The following is a 17,281-nucleotide window of genomic DNA, read 5'->3' as shown; positions in this document are numbered from 1 at the left end:
GTGAATACTTAAGTGAAGATGAATGCAGCATAGGGGGAATTTACAATGGAGATTTTGAAAGGTACGGCACTGCTTTTATTGGTCTTATTTTTATTTTGGCTTTTCAGTAACAAAGCACCGTATGGGATGAAAGCTATGGGTGCTTTGGCAAGCGGTGCCGTTGCGGCGTTTCTCGTTGAAGCATTTCAACTGTATGTGGGTGGCGATTTATTAAACATCAAATTTTTAGGTGAAGTAGGAGAAGCTGCTGGGGGTATGGGTGGCGTCGCTGCTGCTGCGTTAGTAGCGTTGGCACTAGGCGTATCTCCCGTTTACGCATTAATGATGGGGGTTGTCTGTTCAGGATTAGGCCTGTTACCTGGCTTCTTTGCTGGCTATATCATGGCTTTTGCTATGAAAGTAGTAGAGAAAAAAGCGCCTGCAGGTTTAGATTTATTGGGAGCAATTTTAGTTATTGCACCGTTAACACGCTTAATCGCAACAGGGATTTCGCCTTTGGTGGATGCCACGCTATTGAACATTGGTTCCATCATTAAGGAAACAGCAAATGCTAATCCAATTCTAATGGGAATTATACTCGGTGGCGTTATCACGGTTGTTGCTACGGCACCTCTAAGCTCAATGGCTTTAACAGCTATGCTTGGCTTAACGGGTCTTCCGATGGCAATTGGTGCACTAGCGGTTTTCGGTTCGTCATTTATGAATTATGTATTATTCGATCGTTTGAAATTTGGAGATCGTCGTACCACAATTTCAGTAGCTGTAGAGCCATTAACGCAAGCTAATATAATATCGGCTAACCCAATTCCAATTTATGTAACAAATTTTGTTGGTGGAGCAGTAGGTGGTGTCATTGTTTCCCTATTTGGATTGGTAAACGATGCGACAGGAACAGCTACTCCTATTGCAGGTTTAGCAGTTATGTATGGCTTTAACGATCCAATAAAAGTAACAATTTGCGCAGCACTATGTGCAGTTGGTGGAGCAGTTATTGGGTATATTGGTTCAAACGTGTTTAAAAACTTTAATATCAAAACAGTTGCAGAGCTTGAACAAGAAACAAAAGAAGCAGCATAACTCAAAAGCTGACTCGAATGAAGAGTCAGCTTTTTTTATCGGAGAATAAAGAGAAAAATGTTAGCTTATTATTTCGAATTTTAAAACTTTATTATAACGAATTTCTAGGGTTCCAAAAATAGAAAACGTCAAGTAACATATAAAGTGATAGCGATAACATTAAAGTTTAATATCCTTTTTACAGGGGGAGAGTAACCATGAAATATAAATCCGTATTCGATATTATTGGTCCAATTATGATTGGTCCATCAAGTTCACATACAGCAGGTGCTGCGCGTATTGGTAGGGTAGCAAGAACGTTGTTTGGCAAACAGCCAGAAAAAGTCATCGTCTCACTTTATGGATCTTTTGCTCAAACATATAAAGGCCATGGGACAGATGTAGCAATCATTGGAGGGGTATTAGATTTTGATACGTTTGACCCTCGAATTCCTGAGTCTCTTACATTAGCTAAACAAGCGGGCATGGACGTGACGTTTATTGAAGAAACAGCGATTACTGATCATCCAAACACGGCGCGCGTGCGAATGATTGATGGTGATAAAGAAATTGAAGTTGTTGGTATCTCAATTGGTGGTGGTAAAATTCAAATCACAGAATTAAATGGATTTGAGTTAAATTTATCAGGCATGAATCCTGCTATCCTTGTTGTACACAACGATCGTTTTGGAGCGATTGCAACGGTGACGAATATATTAATGAAGCATTCTATTAACATTGGCCATATGGAAGTATCTCGAAAGGAAAAAGGACAGGTTGCATTAATGGCCATTGAAATGGACACAAACATTGAAGATGCAGTAATTGAAGAGCTACAAGGATTACCGCACATTATTAAAGTGACAAGAATGGTTGAGTAGCGTACTGCTTTTTATGCCTTTTTGGAAAAAGGAAGTAATCTATCGTTTAAATAAATGCTTAGCAAGATGATATTGGCTTAGATAGAATGACATCATGTTGTAAAATGGGAGGATACTATGTTTCGAAATGTAGCGGAATTAGTAGAGTTAGCAGAAAGTAAAAAGGTCAAAATAGCGGAAATTATGATTGAACAAGAAGTAGAAGTTACTGGCTTAAACCGTGAAGAGGTCTTTGAAAGAATGGATCGCAATTTAACGGTTATGGAAGAAGCGGTGGAGCGTGGGTTAAGAGGCGTTCAGTCCGTTACTGGTCTAACAGGTGGCGATGCTGTTTTAATACAAAAGTATATTGAAAGTGGAAATGCTTTATCTGGTAATTTAATCTTAGATGCAGTAAGTAAAGCGGTAGCAACGAACGAAGTAAATGCTGCGATGGGAACGATTTGTGCAACACCGACAGCCGGTTCAGCTGGAGTGGTGCCTGGAACGTTATTTGCAGTGAAAAATAAATTAAATCCAACGCGTGAAGAAATGATTGAATTTCTATTTACATCAGGAGCATTTGGATTTGTTGTGGCAAACAATGCTTCCATTTCAGGTGCAGCAGGAGGGTGTCAAGCTGAAGTAGGGTCAGCGTCTGGCATGGCAGCGGCAGCGATTGTAGAAATGGCGGGTGGTACACCTAGTCAAGCAGCTGAAGCAATGGCAATTACGCTTAAAAATATGCTAGGATTAGTATGTGACCCTGTAGCAGGATTAGTAGAAGTACCGTGCGTAAAGAGAAACGCGATGGGCGCTGCGAATGCAATGATTGCTGCTGATATGGCGTTAGCAGGTGTTACAAGTCGAATTCCGTGTGATGAAGTAATTGATGCAATGTATCGAATTGGTCAAACAATGCCAGTAGCGTTACGAGAAACTGCACAAGGAGGCTTAGCGGCAACACCAACAGGTCGCGAGCTAGAAGCAAAGATCTTTGGTATTGCATTAAACAAAAGTGAATGAATTAAATAAAATTTCCATTAAAACCATTAAAGGGATTGGAGAAGAGACAGCGACTCTTCTCGAAGAAATGAAGATACAATCTGTACAAGATTTACTTGAGCATTTTCCTTATCGCTATGAGGACTATGAGCTGAAAGATTTAGCGGATGCTAAACATGATGAAAAAGTAACGGTAGAGGGAAAGGTTCACAGCGTTCCCTCTCTTACTTATTACGGAAAAAAACGGTCTCGATTAACCTTTCGCTTGTTGGTTGGTCGTTATCTTGTTACCGTTACGTGCTTTAACCGACCTTATTACAAATCAAAGCTTGAAATTGATCAAACGGTTACTGTGACGGGAAAATGGGATCAGCACCGCCAAACGATTACTCTTCAAGAACTACAGTTTTCACCTTTCAAAAAAAATCAAACCATTGAGCCAGTTTATTCCACAAAAGCAGCGCTTACTGTAAAAGCAATTCGTAAGTTTATCACCCTGGCTTTAAATCAGTATGGAAGTCAAATTGAAGACATGCTCCCTTTATCGCTCCGAAATCGATATAAGTTAATGGCACGAGAAGATGCGGTGCGAACGATTCATCTACCTCGAGACCATAGCGATTTAAAACAAGCGCGCAGGCGATTTGTATATGAAGAGTTTTTGCTGTTTCAGCTAAAGATGCAGGCGCTTCGAAAGCGTGAGCGAGAAGAAATGGCTGGTATGTCTCAAGTGTTTCAATCAAGCGATTTAGTTGAGTTTACAAATCAACTGCCATTCCCGTTAACAAACGCTCAAAAACGAGTAGTGAATGAAATTACTGCTGATATGAAGTCGCCTTATCGAATGAATCGCCTATTACAAGGAGATGTAGGTTCAGGTAAAACGGTTGTTGCTGCCGTTGCGCTATATGCAACGGTATTGGCAGGGCATCAAGGTGCTCTAATGGTTCCAACTGAAATTTTAGCCGAACAGCATGCTGAATCCTTAAGTGCCATGCTTGAAAAAGTTCAAGTGCGCGTCGGGTTGTTAACGGGTTCAGTTAAAGGGAAAGCAAGGCGTGAGCTTCTGCGACAAGTTCAGGCCGGAGAAATAGACGTGTTAGTCGGTACTCATGCGCTCATCCAAGATGAAGTAGTGTATAAAAGTCTTGGTCTTGTCATTACGGATGAGCAACATCGCTTTGGTGTGGGTCAGCGTAGAGTTCTTCGTGAGAAAGGTGAAAGTCCAGATGTATTATTTATGACGGCGACTCCTATTCCAAGAACGCTTGCCATTACTGCTTTTGGTGAGATGGACGTGTCGATTATAGATGAAATGCCAGCTGGTCGAAAAGCAATCGAAACGTATTGGGTAAAGCATGATATGCTAGAGCGTATTTTGCAATTTGTCCAGAAAGAACTGAGTGAAGGACGGCAAGCCTACGTAATTTGTCCATTGATTGAAGAATCAGAGAAGTTGGACGTTCAAAATGCCATTGATGTTCATAGTACCCTTGTTCAATATTTTAAAGGGCAATGGAATGTAGGACTGATGCATGGGCGCTTAACACCAGATGAAAAAGAAGAAGTCATGAAAGAGTTTAGCGTAAACAATGTGCAAATTCTTGTTTCGACAACGGTTGTTGAAGTAGGGGTGAACGTTCCAAACGCCACGGTTATGGTCATCTATGATGCGGAGCGCTTTGGGCTATCACAGCTCCATCAGCTTCGCGGGCGAGTAGGAAGAGGAGACGCGCAGTCGTATTGTATTTTGTTAGCAGATCCAAAGTCTGAAGTTGGAAAAGAGCGCATGAATATTATGACGGAGACAAATGATGGTTTTGTATTATCAGAAAGAGACCTTGAGCTTAGAGGGCCTGGGGACTTTTTTGGCCGAAAGCAAAGCGGAATGCCTGAGTTCAAAATAGCGGATATGGTCCACGATTATCGAGCGCTTGAAGTAGCCCGTACAGATGCTACTGAGCTTGTGAATTCGGAGGCGTTTTGGCAAGATGAGCAATATCAGTTGATGCGTTCTTATTTGGAAGCAACAGGTGTATTAGCAGGTGAAAAATTTGATTAATAGTCAGTGAATCGGCGTTGCAATTGAGGTGTAACTTTACTAAAAATGTTGCATTTCAATTGCAATAATTATATACTGCTGTTAGTACCTAGTATTAAAAGTTCGGATGGTGTGTTATGAAGCGTAATAAAAGAGATCGACAGCTGTTATTAAAAGCTACAATTGACGAGAATCCATTTATCACAGATGAAGAATTAGCCGACCGTTTTTCAGTTAGCGTACAAACAATTCGCTTAGACCGCCTAGAATTGTCTATCCCTGAATTACGCGAGCGAATTAAATATGTAGCTTCTAAGAAATTAGAAGATGAAGTGCGTTCTCTGCCTATTGAAGAAGTAATTGGGGAAATTATCGATATTGAACTAGACCAATCCGCTATTTCCATCTTTGATGTGCGTGAAGAACACGTTTTTCAACGCAATCAAATTACAAGAGGACATCACTTGTTTGCTCAAGCAAACTCACTTGCAGTAGCGGTTATTAATGATGAATTAGCATTAACAATTGAGGCTACAATTCGCTATCATCGTTCGGTAAAGATTCATGAGCGCGTGATAGCAAAAGCAAAGGTTCTGTCTACAGATGAAACTCGAACAATCGTAGAGGTAAATAGTTTTGTAGGACAAGAGCAGGTGTTTTCAGGAACGTTTAATATGTACCGATCTACATCTGATAAATAAAACTAAAGGATGAGAAAGAACATGAAAATAGCAATTGATGCTATGGGAGGGGACAACGCTCCCAAAACGGTTATTGAAGGTGCAGAATTAGCCATTCAGCAGTTTGAAAACTTACATATTACACTTGTTGGTAATGAAGTTGAAATAAAGAAGTACCTAACAAATCCAGAGCGTATCACAATTCTTCATACTGAAGAAGTAATTGAAGCAACAGATGAACCAGTTCGTGCAGTACGCAGAAAGAAAAATGCATCAATGGTGCTTATGGCTACTGAAGTAGCTGAGGGGCGTGCTGATGCATGTATTTCTGCAGGTAACACGGGTGCTTTAATGACGGCTGGGTTATTTGTTGTTGGTCGTATTAAAGGAATTGAGCGTCCTGCTCTAGCTCCGACGCTGCCAACTTTGGACGGCAAAGGTTTCTTAATGCTAGATGTAGGAGCTAACGTTGATGCGAAACCTGAGCACCTTGTACAATATGCAATTATGGGCTCGGTATACGCAGAGAAGGTAAGAGGTGTTCAATCGCCTAAAGTTGGGCTTTTAAACGTTGGAACGGAAGAGAAAAAAGGTAATGAGTTAACAAAGCAAACGTTTAAATTGCTTCAAGAAACCAACATTAACTTTATCGGAAACGTAGAATCACGAGATCTTTTAAACGGCGTTGCAGACGTTGTAGTAACGGATGGTTTTACGGGTAATGTTGCATTGAAAACTATTGAAGGAACGGCACTTTCACTATTTTCAATGTTAAAAGCAGAGTTAATGAGTAGTTTTAAAAGCAAGGTAGCTGCTTCCGTGTTAAAGCCTCAGCTTAAAGGGCTAAAAGCAAAAATGGACTATAGCGAGTATGGCGGCGCAGGCCTGTTCGGTCTAAATGCACCGGTTATTAAAGCTCATGGTTCGTCAGACGCTACGGCCATCTTTAATGCGATTAAACAAACCGTAAATATGGTAGAAAATAACGTCTCTTCTACCATTCAAGCTTCCGTTGAAAGTGAATAAAATAACGAATAAACGAGGAGAGGATAAGAATGGGGAAAATAGCTTTTATGTTTCCAGGCCAAGGCTCACAAGCCGTAGGTATGGGGCAAGACTTATATGAGCAATCTGAAGAAGCAAAGCAACTTCTTTCAAAGGCAGATGAAGTGCTAGGCTTTTCATTATCAAACCTTATGTTTGAAGGTCCACAAGATGAACTGACGTTAACGTATCATGCGCAACCTGCTCTTGTTACTGCTAGCACAATGCTTTTAAACGAGTTTAACAAAAGTGGGATTACACCTGATTATGTAGCAGGTCATAGTTTGGGAGAATACAGTGCGTTAGTAGCAGCTGGAGTAATGTCTTTTGAAGATGCTGTTGTTGCTGTAAACAAGCGTGGACGCTATATGGATGAAGCTGTTCCTGCTGGTGAAGGAACAATGGCTGCCATTTTAGGAATGAGTGCTGAAGAGTTAAAAGCTGTAACGGACGAAATTACGGCTTTAGGAGCTTCTGTCCAGCTTGCTAACATTAATTGTCCAGGTCAAATTGTAATTTCTGGAACAGCAGAGGGTGTTGAAAAAGCGAGTGAACTAGCGAAAGAAAAAGGAGCAAAACGAGCGATTCCTTTAGATGTAAGCGGACCGTTCCACTCTAGCTTAATGAAGCCCGCTGCTGCTAAACTGCAGGATACGCTTAGCATAATGGATTTTAAAGATGCGAAAGTTCCTGTTGTAGCTAACGTAACGGCGCAGCCAACAATCCAAAAAGAAGCTGTACAAGCGCTGTTAATTGAACAATTATATTCTCCAGTTCGCTGGCAAGAAACGGTTGAGTTATTGCTTGCTGAAGGCGTAGATACATTTATTGAGATTGGTCCAGGAAAAGTATTATCAGGGCTTGTGAAGAAGGTGAATCGCCGTGCTACGGTTTATTCAGTGAGTAATGTTGAAACGTTACAAGCAACAATTGAAGCAGTGAAAGGGGTAGAATAAAATGTTAGAAGGAAAAGTAGCGGTTGTTACAGGAGCGTCTCGTGGAATTGGACGTGCGATTGCGCTTGAATTAGGAAAGCAAGGAGCTAAAGTAGTTGTAAACTATGCAGGTAGCGAAGCGAAAGCACTTGAGGTCGTTGATGAAATTAAAGGTTATGGAACAGATGCCATTGCGATTCAAGCAAACGTAGCGGATGCAGATTCTGTTCAAAGCATGATTAAAGAAGCAATTTCAACGTTTGGCTCTTTAGATATTTTAGTAAACAATGCTGGTGTTACAAGAGATAACCTGCTAATGAGAATGAAGGAAGATGAGTGGGATGATGTTTTATCAACAAACCTAAAGGGCGTGTTTTTATGTACGAAAGCAGCAACTCGCCAAATGATGAAACAACGTCATGGACGAATCATCAACATTTCATCTATTGTGGGTGTTAGCGGAAACGCAGGACAAGCAAACTATGTAGCTGCTAAGGCTGGTGTTATCGGATTAACAAAAACATCTGCAAAAGAGCTTGCAAGTCGTAATATTACAGTAAATGCAGTGGCACCAGGGTTTATCGCAACTGATATGACGGATGAGCTTCCAGAAGAAGTAAAAGCTGAAATGCTAAAGCAAATTCCACTTGCATCCTTTGGTGATCCACAAGATATTGCCAATATTGTTTCATTCTTAGCTACAGATGCAAGCCGCTATATTACGGGACAAACCATCCATGTTGACGGCGGAATGGTTATGTAATATCTTAAAAGAATTGAAAAGTAAGGGTTTTGACAAACTTTATTATTCAGCCATAGTATTTTAAAGGAAAATCTACTATAATGACTTGAGGGGAGGTGAAGAACAATGGCAGAAGTACTAGAGCGCGTAACAAAAATCATTGTTGATCGTCTTGGTGTAGATGAAAGCGAAGTGAAATTAGAATCTAATTTCAAAGAAGATTTAGGTGCTGACTCTCTTGATGTAGTTGAGCTTGTAATGGAGCTTGAAGATGAGTTTGACATGGAAATCTCTGATGAGCAAGCAGAACAAATCGCAACTGTTGGAGATGCGGTTAATTACATACAGAGTCAAGTTTAATTCTGTTGTATCATTAAAAGCCCCGTTAATAGCGGGGCTTTCTGTGTTTTTTGCGTTATTTTTGAAAAAAATAATTTTTTTTTCAAAATGCGATGTATCTTTTAGGATACCTCGTTTTATAATGGGTTATGTTATGAAAAAACTATGAACTAATTGTGGCTGGTAAGCGGAGGTATTTTATGCCTAAACATTATTCGAATCGAGACCGAAAAAATAATTCTCAAGTAGTAAAAAACTTTAAACAGTTTCAAGAAGAAATCAACGTGACGTTTGAAAATGAAAAGCTCTTATTTCAAGCTTTTACACATTCATCGTATGTGAATGAGCATCGTAAAAAACCTCATGAAGATAATGAGCGTTTAGAATTCTTAGGGGATGCCGTGTTAGAGTTGACTGTCTCACAATTTCTATTTAAAAAATACCCAATGATGAGCGAAGGAGAACTGACAAAGCTACGTGCAGCCGTAGTGTGTGAGCCATCTCTTGTGACTTTCGCAAATGAGCTCGAATTTGGTAAACTAGTGTTGCTCGGTAAAGGTGAAGAAATGACGGGTGGCCGTCAACGTCCAGCTTTACTGGCGGATGTATTTGAAGCATTTATTGGTGCATTGTATTTAGATAAAGGAATTGAAACAGTAAATCAATTTTTAACAAAAGTTGTATTCCCGAAGATTAATGAGGGTGCTTTTTCTCATGTGATGGATTTTAAAAGTCAGTTACAGGAAATTATTCAACGAGATGGGTTTGGTCAGCTAGAGTACAAGGTGCTACAAGAAAAAGGCCCGGCTCATAATCGTGAATTTATGTCACGTGTATCACTTAATGGTGAAGAGCTAGGTGTTGGAGTTGGTAGATCTAAGAAAGAAGCTGAGCAAAAAGCGGCTCAAGTAGCCATCTCGAAAATAAAAGCGTCGAATGCAAAGTAAAAGAGAGTATTAGTCTGATGTAGGAACGAGTCCCCCCAAGCAACGAATGGTTGTTGCAAAGGGGGATTTACTATGAAAATAAGGAAAAGGGGGAATCTATATGTTCCTCAAGCGTTTAGATATTACTGGCTTTAAGTCATTCGCTCAGAAAGTATCAATTGACTTTGTACCAGGGGTTACAGCAGTTGTTGGACCAAACGGTAGTGGTAAAAGTAACATTACAGATGCAATTCGCTGGGTAATGGGCGAGCAGTCTGCAAAGTCACTGCGTGGTGGGAAAATGGAAGACGTTATTTTTGCGGGAAGTGAATCAAGGCGTGCTGTTAATGTAGCAGACGTAACGATTACGCTAGAAAATGACGATCAGTTCCTACCGCTTGATTATCATGAAGTAAGCATTACAAGGCGAGTAAATCGCTCAGGTGATAGTGAATTTCTTATTAACAACCAACCATGTCGTTTAAAAGATATTGTGGATTTATTTATGGACTCAGGTTTGGGAAGAGAAGCTTTTTCCATTATTAGTCAAGGTAAAGTTGAAGAAGTTCTCAGCAGCAAACCAGATGAGCGTCGTAAAATATTTGAAGAAGCAGCGGGCGTTTTAAAGTATAAAACGCGTAAACGTAAGGCTGAGTTAAGGTTAATTGAAACACAAGAAAACTTAAATCGCGTGCTTGACATTTTACATGAAATTGAGGGACAGTTAGAGCCTTTAAAAATACAGTCTTCCATTGCAAAAGATTACTTGCAGAAAAAAGAAGAATTAGAACAGATTGATATTGAAGTAACGGTTTTTGAAATTGAAGAGCTTCATGGTAAGTGGGAAGCGCTTAAACGAGACATAGCATCTCATCAGCAAATGGAGCAATCGCTTTCTGCCAACATTGGAGAGCGTGAGCAAGAGATTAATTGTTTACGCGTGTATATTCAGCGTGCGGATGAGGAAATCGACGCGCTACATAAACACCTTCTTTTTGTTAGTGAAGAAGTTGAAAAGCTAGAAGGTAAGAAAGAAGTGTTAAAAGAGCGTAAAAAGAACGCTTCGCAAAATAAAGAGCAGTTAGAGCGACTTGTAAAAGAGTATACTCAAACAAAAAAAGAGTTGCTGATAGCGAAGCAAAAAGAAGAGAATGACTTAACTACTTTTGAAAACGACGTTGCTAAAACGCGTGAAGAAGTAGCCGAACAAGAGCGTCTGTTTGCAACGTATAGTGAAAACCTGGATGAGCAGTTAGAGCAGTTAAAAAGCGAATATTTTGAGTTGGCAAATGCACAGACAGCTTCTCGAAATGAGATTGCTTTTCTAGAGCAGCAAAAGCATCAAACGTCTGAAAAAGAAGCGCGGCTTTTAAAAGCAAACGAGCAATATGTTCAGCAACGAGTGGATCTAGAGCGGAAAAAAGGAGCTCTTATTGATAAACTGCAAAACTTTCAACAAGAATTGCAGGATGCCACGCGTCAATTAAAAGAGCAGCTTGCAAAGCTCGATTCCCTGCGAGAGGAATATCGAAAGCAAGAGTCAACCCTGTATCAAGCCTATCAATACGTCCAGCAAACAAAGTCTAGAAAGCAAATGCTTGAAGAGATGCAGGAGGACTATGAAGGGTATTTCCATGGTGTAAAGGAAATTTTAAAAGCGAGAAGCCAGAAGCTTCACGGGATTGAAGGAGCTATTGCTGAACTAGTTAGCGTGCCGAAAGAGTATGAGACAGCGATTGAAATTGCGCTCGGTGGTGCAACTCAGCATATTGTGACGTCTGATGAGCAGAGTGCGCGACAAGCAATTAGCTTTTTAAAACAAAATCATTACGGACGCGCTACATTTTTACCATTAACATCCGTGCGTTCGCGTTTTATACCGCCACAAACCATTTCGTTAATTGAAACTCACGATACGTTTGTGGGCGTCGCTTCTTCGCTTGTAAAATATGATGAGAAGTATCGTAGTATTGCAGAGAACTTGCTTGGTACGGTTATTATTGTAAAAGATTTAAAAGGAGCAAATGAGCTTGCTAGACTGATTCAGCATCGCTACCGCTTTGTTACTTTAACAGGAGACGTGGTGAATCCAGGCGGGTCCATGACAGGTGGATCGGTTAAGCAAAAAACCAATTCATTGCTTGGTCGTCAGCGAGAGCTTGAAACAATTACTGCGAAGCTGAAGGAAATGGAAGAAAAAACGCTTCAACTTGAGAAAAATGTGAAAGCTAAGAAAGAAACGATTGAAGAGTTGGAACAAGCTATTGGTAAAGAACAGTCTTTTGTTAAGCGTCTAGAAGAGCAAGAAAAAGCGTTAGATCGAGATGTGAAGCAAGTAGAAATTGAAGAGCAAGCGGTAAACGATCGATTAGCGATGTATGATCAAGACATGGTTAGCTTTAAAAGCGATCAAGAACATTTGATCAAGCGAATTCAAGTGTTAGAAAAGCAGCTAGGTGAAGCAAAAGAACAGACTTCAGAGCTAGAGGGAGTTATTGAAGAGCTTACTCATCGTAAGCGTACGCAACAAACTTCCCGAGAGGAAGTGCGCCAGAAGCTAACCGAAGTAAAAGTAGAGCTGGCTGGACAAGAACAGTCTCTTAAAAATAAGCGTGAAAAATATGATCGTATTTGCTTTGAGCTAAATCAAACAACGAAGCGCTTAGAAGAAGTAACAGAAGACTTGGCACTTTTAACGAATGAGATGACATCAAATGATTCTGGAGAGCTTTCACTAGAAGAAGCGGCTGCAGAAAAGGTTAAAGAAAAAGCAGAAACGTTGAAGAAAATGGATGACTGTCGGGCAGAGCGCTTGAAATCACAAAACAAGCTAGAAGATGCAGAGCGCTTTGTCAAAGAGTTGCATCGCCAGCATAAGCAAATTGCAAATGCGTTAAAAGACGAAGAAGTAAAACTGAACCGAATTGACGTTGAGTTAGACAGTCGTTTACATCAGCTGAATGAAGAATATCAAACGAGCTTTGAAGCAGCAAAAGCTTCGTATCAGCTAACGATTCCAATTGACGAAGCTCGTAAAAAGATTAAGCTTATTAAGTTAGGTATCGAGGAGCTTGGTACGGTTAACTTAGGGTCTATTGAACAATATGAGCGAACAGCAGAGCGCTATGAATTTTTAAGCAACCAGAAAAATGATTTAGATGAAGCTAAAAACACGCTTTATCAGGTTATTGATGAAATGGATGAAGAGATGAAAAAGCGTTTCTCTGATACGTTCTACCGAATTCGGGAAGAGTTTAACCATGTATTCCAGTCTCTATTTGGTGGAGGAAAAGCAGAGCTGAAGCTAACGGATGCGACGGATCTGTTGAACACTGGGGTGGACATTATTGCCCAGCCTCCAGGTAAAAAACTTCAAAACTTAGGGCTTCTTTCTGGAGGAGAACGGTCTTTAACAGCCATTGCTCTTCTCTTCTCCATTTTAAAGGTTCGTCCTGTACCGTTTTGTGTATTAGACGAAGTAGAAGCAGCTTTAGATGAGGCGAACGTGCACCGTTTTGCTACGTACTTAAGAAGTTATAGTGAGCAAACACAGTTTATTGTCATTACGCATCGTAAAGGAACAATGGAAGAAGCAGATGTGCTGTACGGCGTAACAATGCAGGAATCGGGAGTTTCAAAACTTGTATCCGTACGCTTAGAAGATTCGAAGCAATATGTTTAGTAGAAAGGGTGTTAAAACATGAGCTTTTTTAAGCGATTAAAAGAAAAGATTACAAATCAAACAGACTCCGTTACTCAAAAGTTTAAAGATGGACTTTCAAAAACGCGCGATTCGTTTTCAGAACGCGTCAATGATTTAGTTTCTCGCTATCGAAAAGTGGATGAAGAGTTTTTTGAAGAGTTGGAAGAGATTCTAATCGGCGCAGACGTTGGCGTTTCGACTGTTATGGATTTGATTGATGAATTAAAAGATGAAGTAAAACGAAAGAACATTCAAGATCCTCAAGAAGTTCAAGCGGTCATCTCTGAAAAATTAATTGATATCTATGAGTCAGGCGAGGAACAGCTGGCAGGCCTTAATATGCAGCAAGATAGCCTTACTGTTGTTCTGTTTGTTGGTGTTAATGGCGTAGGGAAAACAACAACAATTGGTAAAATTGCTCATAAGTTTAAGTCAGAAGGCAAGAACGTTCTGATGGCAGCAGGCGATACGTTCCGTGCAGGTGCTATTGAGCAGCTTGAAGTATGGGGCGAACGCGTTGGAGTAGATGTTATTAAGCAATCAGCTGGGTCAGATCCAGCTGCTGTAATGTATGACGCTATTCAGTCAGCAAAAGCTCGTAAAGCGGATATCTTACTATGTGATACAGCGGGTCGTTTGCAAAATAAAGTGAACTTAATGAAGGAGCTAGAGAAAGTAAAACGCGTAATTGAGCGTGAAGTGCCTGGAGCTCCACATGAAGTGCTACTTGTGTTGGATGCAACAACTGGGCAAAACGCTCTTAGCCAAGCTAAAATCTTCTCAGAAGCAACAAACGTAACGGGAATTGTTCTGACAAAGCTAGATGGTACTGCAAAAGGTGGTATTGTGTTGGCTATTCGAAACGAACTGAACTTACCAGTGAAATTCGTAGGGCTAGGGGAAAAGATGGACGACCTTCAGCCGTTTGATACGGAACAATACATCTATGGGTTATTTGCTAATGCGGTAGAAGATGAAGTGCAAAACAGTTAATTTAAAAACGCGATGAAGCCTTTCTTCGTCGCGTTTTTGCTGTTAAGGAAAAAACTTGACATTCTAATTGCTTCTTTGTAAACTAAAGACATGTAAAGGCTTTTCACTTAACAAGGGGGGCAGTCGTATGTTAGAAAAAACGACGCGAATGAACTTTTTATACGACTTCTATCAAGCGTTGCTTACACCAAAGCAAAGAAGTTATATGTCTCTTTATTATTTAGATGACTATTCCCTAGGTGAAATAGCAGAGGAATTTGATGTGAGTCGTCAAGCAGTTTATGATAATATAAAACGTACAGAGCAAATGCTTGAACAATATGAGGAAAAGCTATTGTTATTTCAACGGTTTCAAGAGCGTCAATCAATTGTTCAACAACTAAAAAATGAACTGACAGGCGAACTTGAAACAAACAACAAGCTTTCTTCTCTTCTTGATTCGCTCGAGAAATTAGATTAGGGGGCGGCATATATGGCATTTGAAGGATTAGCCGACCGTTTGCAAAGCACGTTACAAAAGCTAAAGGGAAAAGGTAAAGTAACTGAAGCAGATGTTAAGGAAATGATGCGTGAGGTACGCCTAGCCCTTTTAGAGGCGGATGTAAACTTTAAAGTAGTAAAAGACTTCATTAAGCGAGTAAGTGAGCGCGCAGTAGGTCAAGACGTATTAAAAAGCTTAACGCCTGGTCAACAGGTTATTAAAGTTGTACAAGAAGAATTAACAGCACTGATGGGCGGCGAACAAAGCAAAATTGCAGTGGCTCCAAAGGCTCCTACGGTTATTATGATGGTAGGACTTCAAGGTGCAGGTAAAACGACAACTACTGGTAAGCTAGCTAACCTACTGCGTAAGAAACATAACCGCAACCCATTGCTTGTAGCAGCTGATGTATATCGCCCTGCGGCGATTAAACAGCTTGAGACGCTTGGAAAGCAGTTAAGTATGTCTGTTTTTTCACTGGGAGATCAAGTAAGTCCCGTTGAAATTGCAAAGCAGGCCATTGCTTATGCTAAAGAAGAGCATCATGATTATGTATTAATTGATACAGCCGGACGTTTGCATGTAGATGAAAATTTAATGGAAGAGTTAGAGCAAATTAAAGAGCTCACAAACCCTCATGAAATTTTCTTAGTTGTCGATGCAATGACGGGTCAGGATGCTGTAAACGTAGCTGATAGCTTTAATAAACAGCTTGGCTTAACAGGTGTGGTATTAACGAAGCTAGATGGAGATACGCGCGGTGGTGCGGCTTTATCAATTCGTGCAGTTACCAATACACCGATTAAGTTTGTTGGTTTGGGTGAAAAGATGGATGCAATCGATGCATTCCATCCAGAGCGTATGGCTTCTCGTATCTTAGGAATGGGAGACGTTCTTACGCTGATTGAAAAAGCGCAGGCTAACGTAGATGAAGAAAAAGCTAAAGAGCTTGAAGCGAAACTGCGTACGCAGTCGTTTACATTTGATGACTTTTTAGAGCAGCTTGCTCAAGTTCGTCAAATGGGGCCGTTAGATGAACTTATTGGCATGCTTCCAGGTGCTAATAAAATGAAAGGCCTCAAGAACTTACAGGTAGATGAAAAGCAAATTAGTCATGTAGAAGCGATTATTCGTTCCATGACAAAAGCTGAAAAAACAAATCCTGAAATCATTAACGCTAGTCGACGAAAACGCATTGCAAAAGGTAGCGGTCGATCGGTTCAAGAGGTTAACCGACTATTGAAGCAGTTTGAAGACATGAAGAAAATGATGAAGCAAATGACAAACATGTCTAAAGGGAAGAAAAAGGGCATGAAATTACCTTTCTTTTCTTAATTTGTCACTAAATTTAGTTGTAAAAATAAACAGAATAAAATATTTTTTATACTGTTAAGAAAAAAACCTTTACAAACATTTTATCTTTTTGATATTATATTATCTTGTTGAAACATATTCGGAGGTGCTTTAAAAATGGCAGTAAAAATTCGTTTAAAACGTATGGGAGCTAAAAAATCTCCTTTCTATCGTATCGTAGCAGCAGACTCTCGTTCACCACGTGATGGACGTTACATCGAAGTGGTTGGGACTTACAATCCAGTAGCTCAACCAGCTGAAGTTAAAATTGATGAAGAGTTAGCTCTTAAATGGTTACAAAATGGTGCAAAACCATCTGATACAGTACGTAACCTTTTCTCTAACGAAGGCATCATGGAGAAATTCCATAACGCTAAATTAGGAAAATAATTATACTCGCGATGACATCACTAATTGAAACGATTGTTAAGCCACTTGTTGATTATCCAGATGAAGTCCGAGTGAAAGAAGTAAGTGAAGAACATCAAGTGACGTACTTCATTGAAGTTCACAAAGAAGATATCGGAAAGATTATTGGAAAGCAAGGGCGGGTTGCCAAAGCGATTCGGACTGTTGTCTCTGCGGCGGCATCGCAATTAGATAAAAAAGTGCATGTGAAAATTCAAGAGTGAAAAAAGGGAGAGGGATAACCTCCCCCTTTTTTTTATGTAACTACTTCTCAAATGACGGATAGAAATGGTTTAATAAGAATCGTAGGATGAAGAGGAGGGGTTTGATGCAAATTATTCAAAAGGTTGTTGTGAAGCAAGTTGTGACGGAAAGCAGCAAGGCGTTACTACATAATCGTTTCTCTCAGCGAAAAGTCGAGCTGCAAAAAGAGTTAGAGCAGCTTAAGTTTCAACTGAAACAAATAGAGAAAACAAAAAAAACTCAATCATCTTTGCTTCATACTCAGTTTGAAAAAGAGCGTTCATCCAGACTTGAAAAAATAGACGTAATTGATTTTCAAATTGAACAGCTAGAGCGCCTGGCGTTAGGAAGTGAGCTTGTTGAATCAGAAATGGATTCGTTGCTTGAAGTGAAAATCGGTGATAATTGGAATGATATAAAGCAAAAAAAAGAGATTGTAATCAAAGACGGCATTGTCGTTGAAATTCGATAG

At 40.1% G+C, this 17,281-nt stretch carries 17 protein-coding genes; all 17 read left to right on the top strand.

Annotation, left to right across the window (positions count from 1 at the left end; translation table 11 throughout):
• Positions 1 to 45: 45 nt before the first annotated feature.
• The 17 genes from MKZ18_RS15475 to MKZ18_RS15395 all read left to right on the top strand — a co-directional run bounded on the left by MKZ18_RS15475 (position 46) and on the right by MKZ18_RS15395 (position 17,281).
• Positions 46 to 1,077 (top strand): PTS sugar transporter subunit IIC, encoded by a 1,032-nt coding sequence (locus tag MKZ18_RS15475; protein WP_025909026.1) that lies wholly within the window; start codon positions 46 to 48, stop codon positions 1,075 to 1,077.
• Between the two features lie 197 nt (positions 1,078 to 1,274).
• On the top strand, positions 1,275 to 1,937 hold the full coding sequence (gene sdaAB / locus MKZ18_RS15470; protein ID WP_025909025.1) for an L-serine ammonia-lyase, iron-sulfur-dependent subunit beta: 663 nt from the start codon (positions 1,275 to 1,277) through the stop codon (positions 1,935 to 1,937).
• A 117-nt stretch (positions 1,938 to 2,054) separates the two neighbouring features.
• Complete coding sequence (gene sdaAA, locus MKZ18_RS15465; protein ID WP_025909024.1) at positions 2,055 to 2,942, top strand: L-serine ammonia-lyase, iron-sulfur-dependent, subunit alpha; 888 nt, start codon at positions 2,055 to 2,057, stop codon at positions 2,940 to 2,942.
• A complete protein-coding gene (gene recG, locus MKZ18_RS15460; RefSeq protein ID WP_144593600.1) occupies positions 2,935 to 4,983 on the top strand; it encodes an ATP-dependent DNA helicase RecG in 2,049 nt (682 codons plus the stop codon). Before sdaAA ends, recG begins: the two co-directional genes overlap by 8 nt.
• A 116-nt stretch (positions 4,984 to 5,099) precedes the next feature.
• Complete coding sequence (gene fapR / locus MKZ18_RS15455) at positions 5,100 to 5,663, top strand: transcription factor FapR (protein WP_025909022.1); 564 nt, start codon at positions 5,100 to 5,102, stop codon at positions 5,661 to 5,663.
• A 21-nt stretch (positions 5,664 to 5,684) separates the two neighbouring features.
• Positions 5,685 to 6,668, top strand: coding sequence for a phosphate acyltransferase PlsX (gene plsX / locus MKZ18_RS15450; protein ID WP_025909021.1), 984 nt, complete (start codon positions 5,685 to 5,687; stop codon positions 6,666 to 6,668).
• Between the two features lie 29 nt (positions 6,669 to 6,697).
• Positions 6,698 to 7,642: an ACP S-malonyltransferase gene (gene fabD, locus MKZ18_RS15445; RefSeq protein WP_025909020.1), complete on the top strand. Its 945-nt coding sequence runs from the start codon at positions 6,698 to 6,700 to the stop codon at positions 7,640 to 7,642.
• A gap of 1 nt (position 7,643) precedes the next feature.
• Positions 7,644 to 8,384 (top strand): 3-oxoacyl-[acyl-carrier-protein] reductase, encoded by a 741-nt coding sequence (fabG, locus tag MKZ18_RS15440; protein ID WP_025909019.1) that lies wholly within the window; start codon positions 7,644 to 7,646, stop codon positions 8,382 to 8,384.
• Between the two features lie 105 nt (positions 8,385 to 8,489).
• Complete coding sequence (acpP, locus tag MKZ18_RS15435) at positions 8,490 to 8,723, top strand: acyl carrier protein (RefSeq protein ID WP_025909018.1); 234 nt, start codon at positions 8,490 to 8,492, stop codon at positions 8,721 to 8,723.
• Between the two features lie 179 nt (positions 8,724 to 8,902).
• Positions 8,903 to 9,649, top strand: coding sequence for a ribonuclease III (rnc, locus tag MKZ18_RS15430; protein WP_025909017.1), 747 nt, complete (start codon positions 8,903 to 8,905; stop codon positions 9,647 to 9,649).
• A 100-nt stretch (positions 9,650 to 9,749) separates the two neighbouring features.
• Entirely contained in the window at positions 9,750 to 13,310 is a 3,561-nt protein-coding gene (gene smc / locus MKZ18_RS15425) for a chromosome segregation protein SMC (RefSeq protein WP_061784594.1), read from the top strand.
• 18 nt (positions 13,311 to 13,328) lie between these two features.
• Positions 13,329 to 14,324: a signal recognition particle-docking protein FtsY gene (gene ftsY, locus MKZ18_RS15420; protein WP_061784593.1), complete on the top strand. Its 996-nt coding sequence runs from the start codon at positions 13,329 to 13,331 to the stop codon at positions 14,322 to 14,324.
• Between the two features lie 127 nt (positions 14,325 to 14,451).
• Positions 14,452 to 14,784 (top strand): putative DNA-binding protein, encoded by a 333-nt coding sequence (locus tag MKZ18_RS15415; protein WP_025909014.1) that lies wholly within the window; start codon positions 14,452 to 14,454, stop codon positions 14,782 to 14,784.
• A gap of 12 nt (positions 14,785 to 14,796) precedes the next feature.
• Positions 14,797 to 16,140: a signal recognition particle protein gene (gene ffh, locus MKZ18_RS15410; protein ID WP_025909013.1), complete on the top strand. Its 1,344-nt coding sequence runs from the start codon at positions 14,797 to 14,799 to the stop codon at positions 16,138 to 16,140.
• A 135-nt stretch (positions 16,141 to 16,275) separates the two neighbouring features.
• Positions 16,276 to 16,548 carry a 30S ribosomal protein S16 gene (gene rpsP, locus MKZ18_RS15405; RefSeq protein WP_025909012.1) on the top strand — a complete coding sequence of 91 codons (273 nt, stop codon included), beginning with the start codon at positions 16,276 to 16,278 and terminating at the stop codon, positions 16,546 to 16,548.
• Between the two features lie 11 nt (positions 16,549 to 16,559).
• On the top strand, positions 16,560 to 16,790 hold the full coding sequence (locus tag MKZ18_RS15400) for a KH domain-containing protein (protein ID WP_025909011.1): 231 nt from the start codon (positions 16,560 to 16,562) through the stop codon (positions 16,788 to 16,790).
• Between the two features lie 104 nt (positions 16,791 to 16,894).
• Positions 16,895 to 17,281 (top strand): YlqD family protein, encoded by a 387-nt coding sequence (locus MKZ18_RS15395; protein ID WP_061784592.1) that lies wholly within the window; start codon positions 16,895 to 16,897, stop codon positions 17,279 to 17,281.

The organism is Priestia sp. FSL W8-0001 (genome assembly GCF_038050335.1).
GTDB classification, from domain to species: domain Bacteria; phylum Bacillota; class Bacilli; order Bacillales; family Bacillaceae_H; genus Priestia; species Priestia flexa.
Note: the sequence above shows the minus strand (reverse complement) of the source record. Positions and strands in the feature narration are given on the sequence as shown.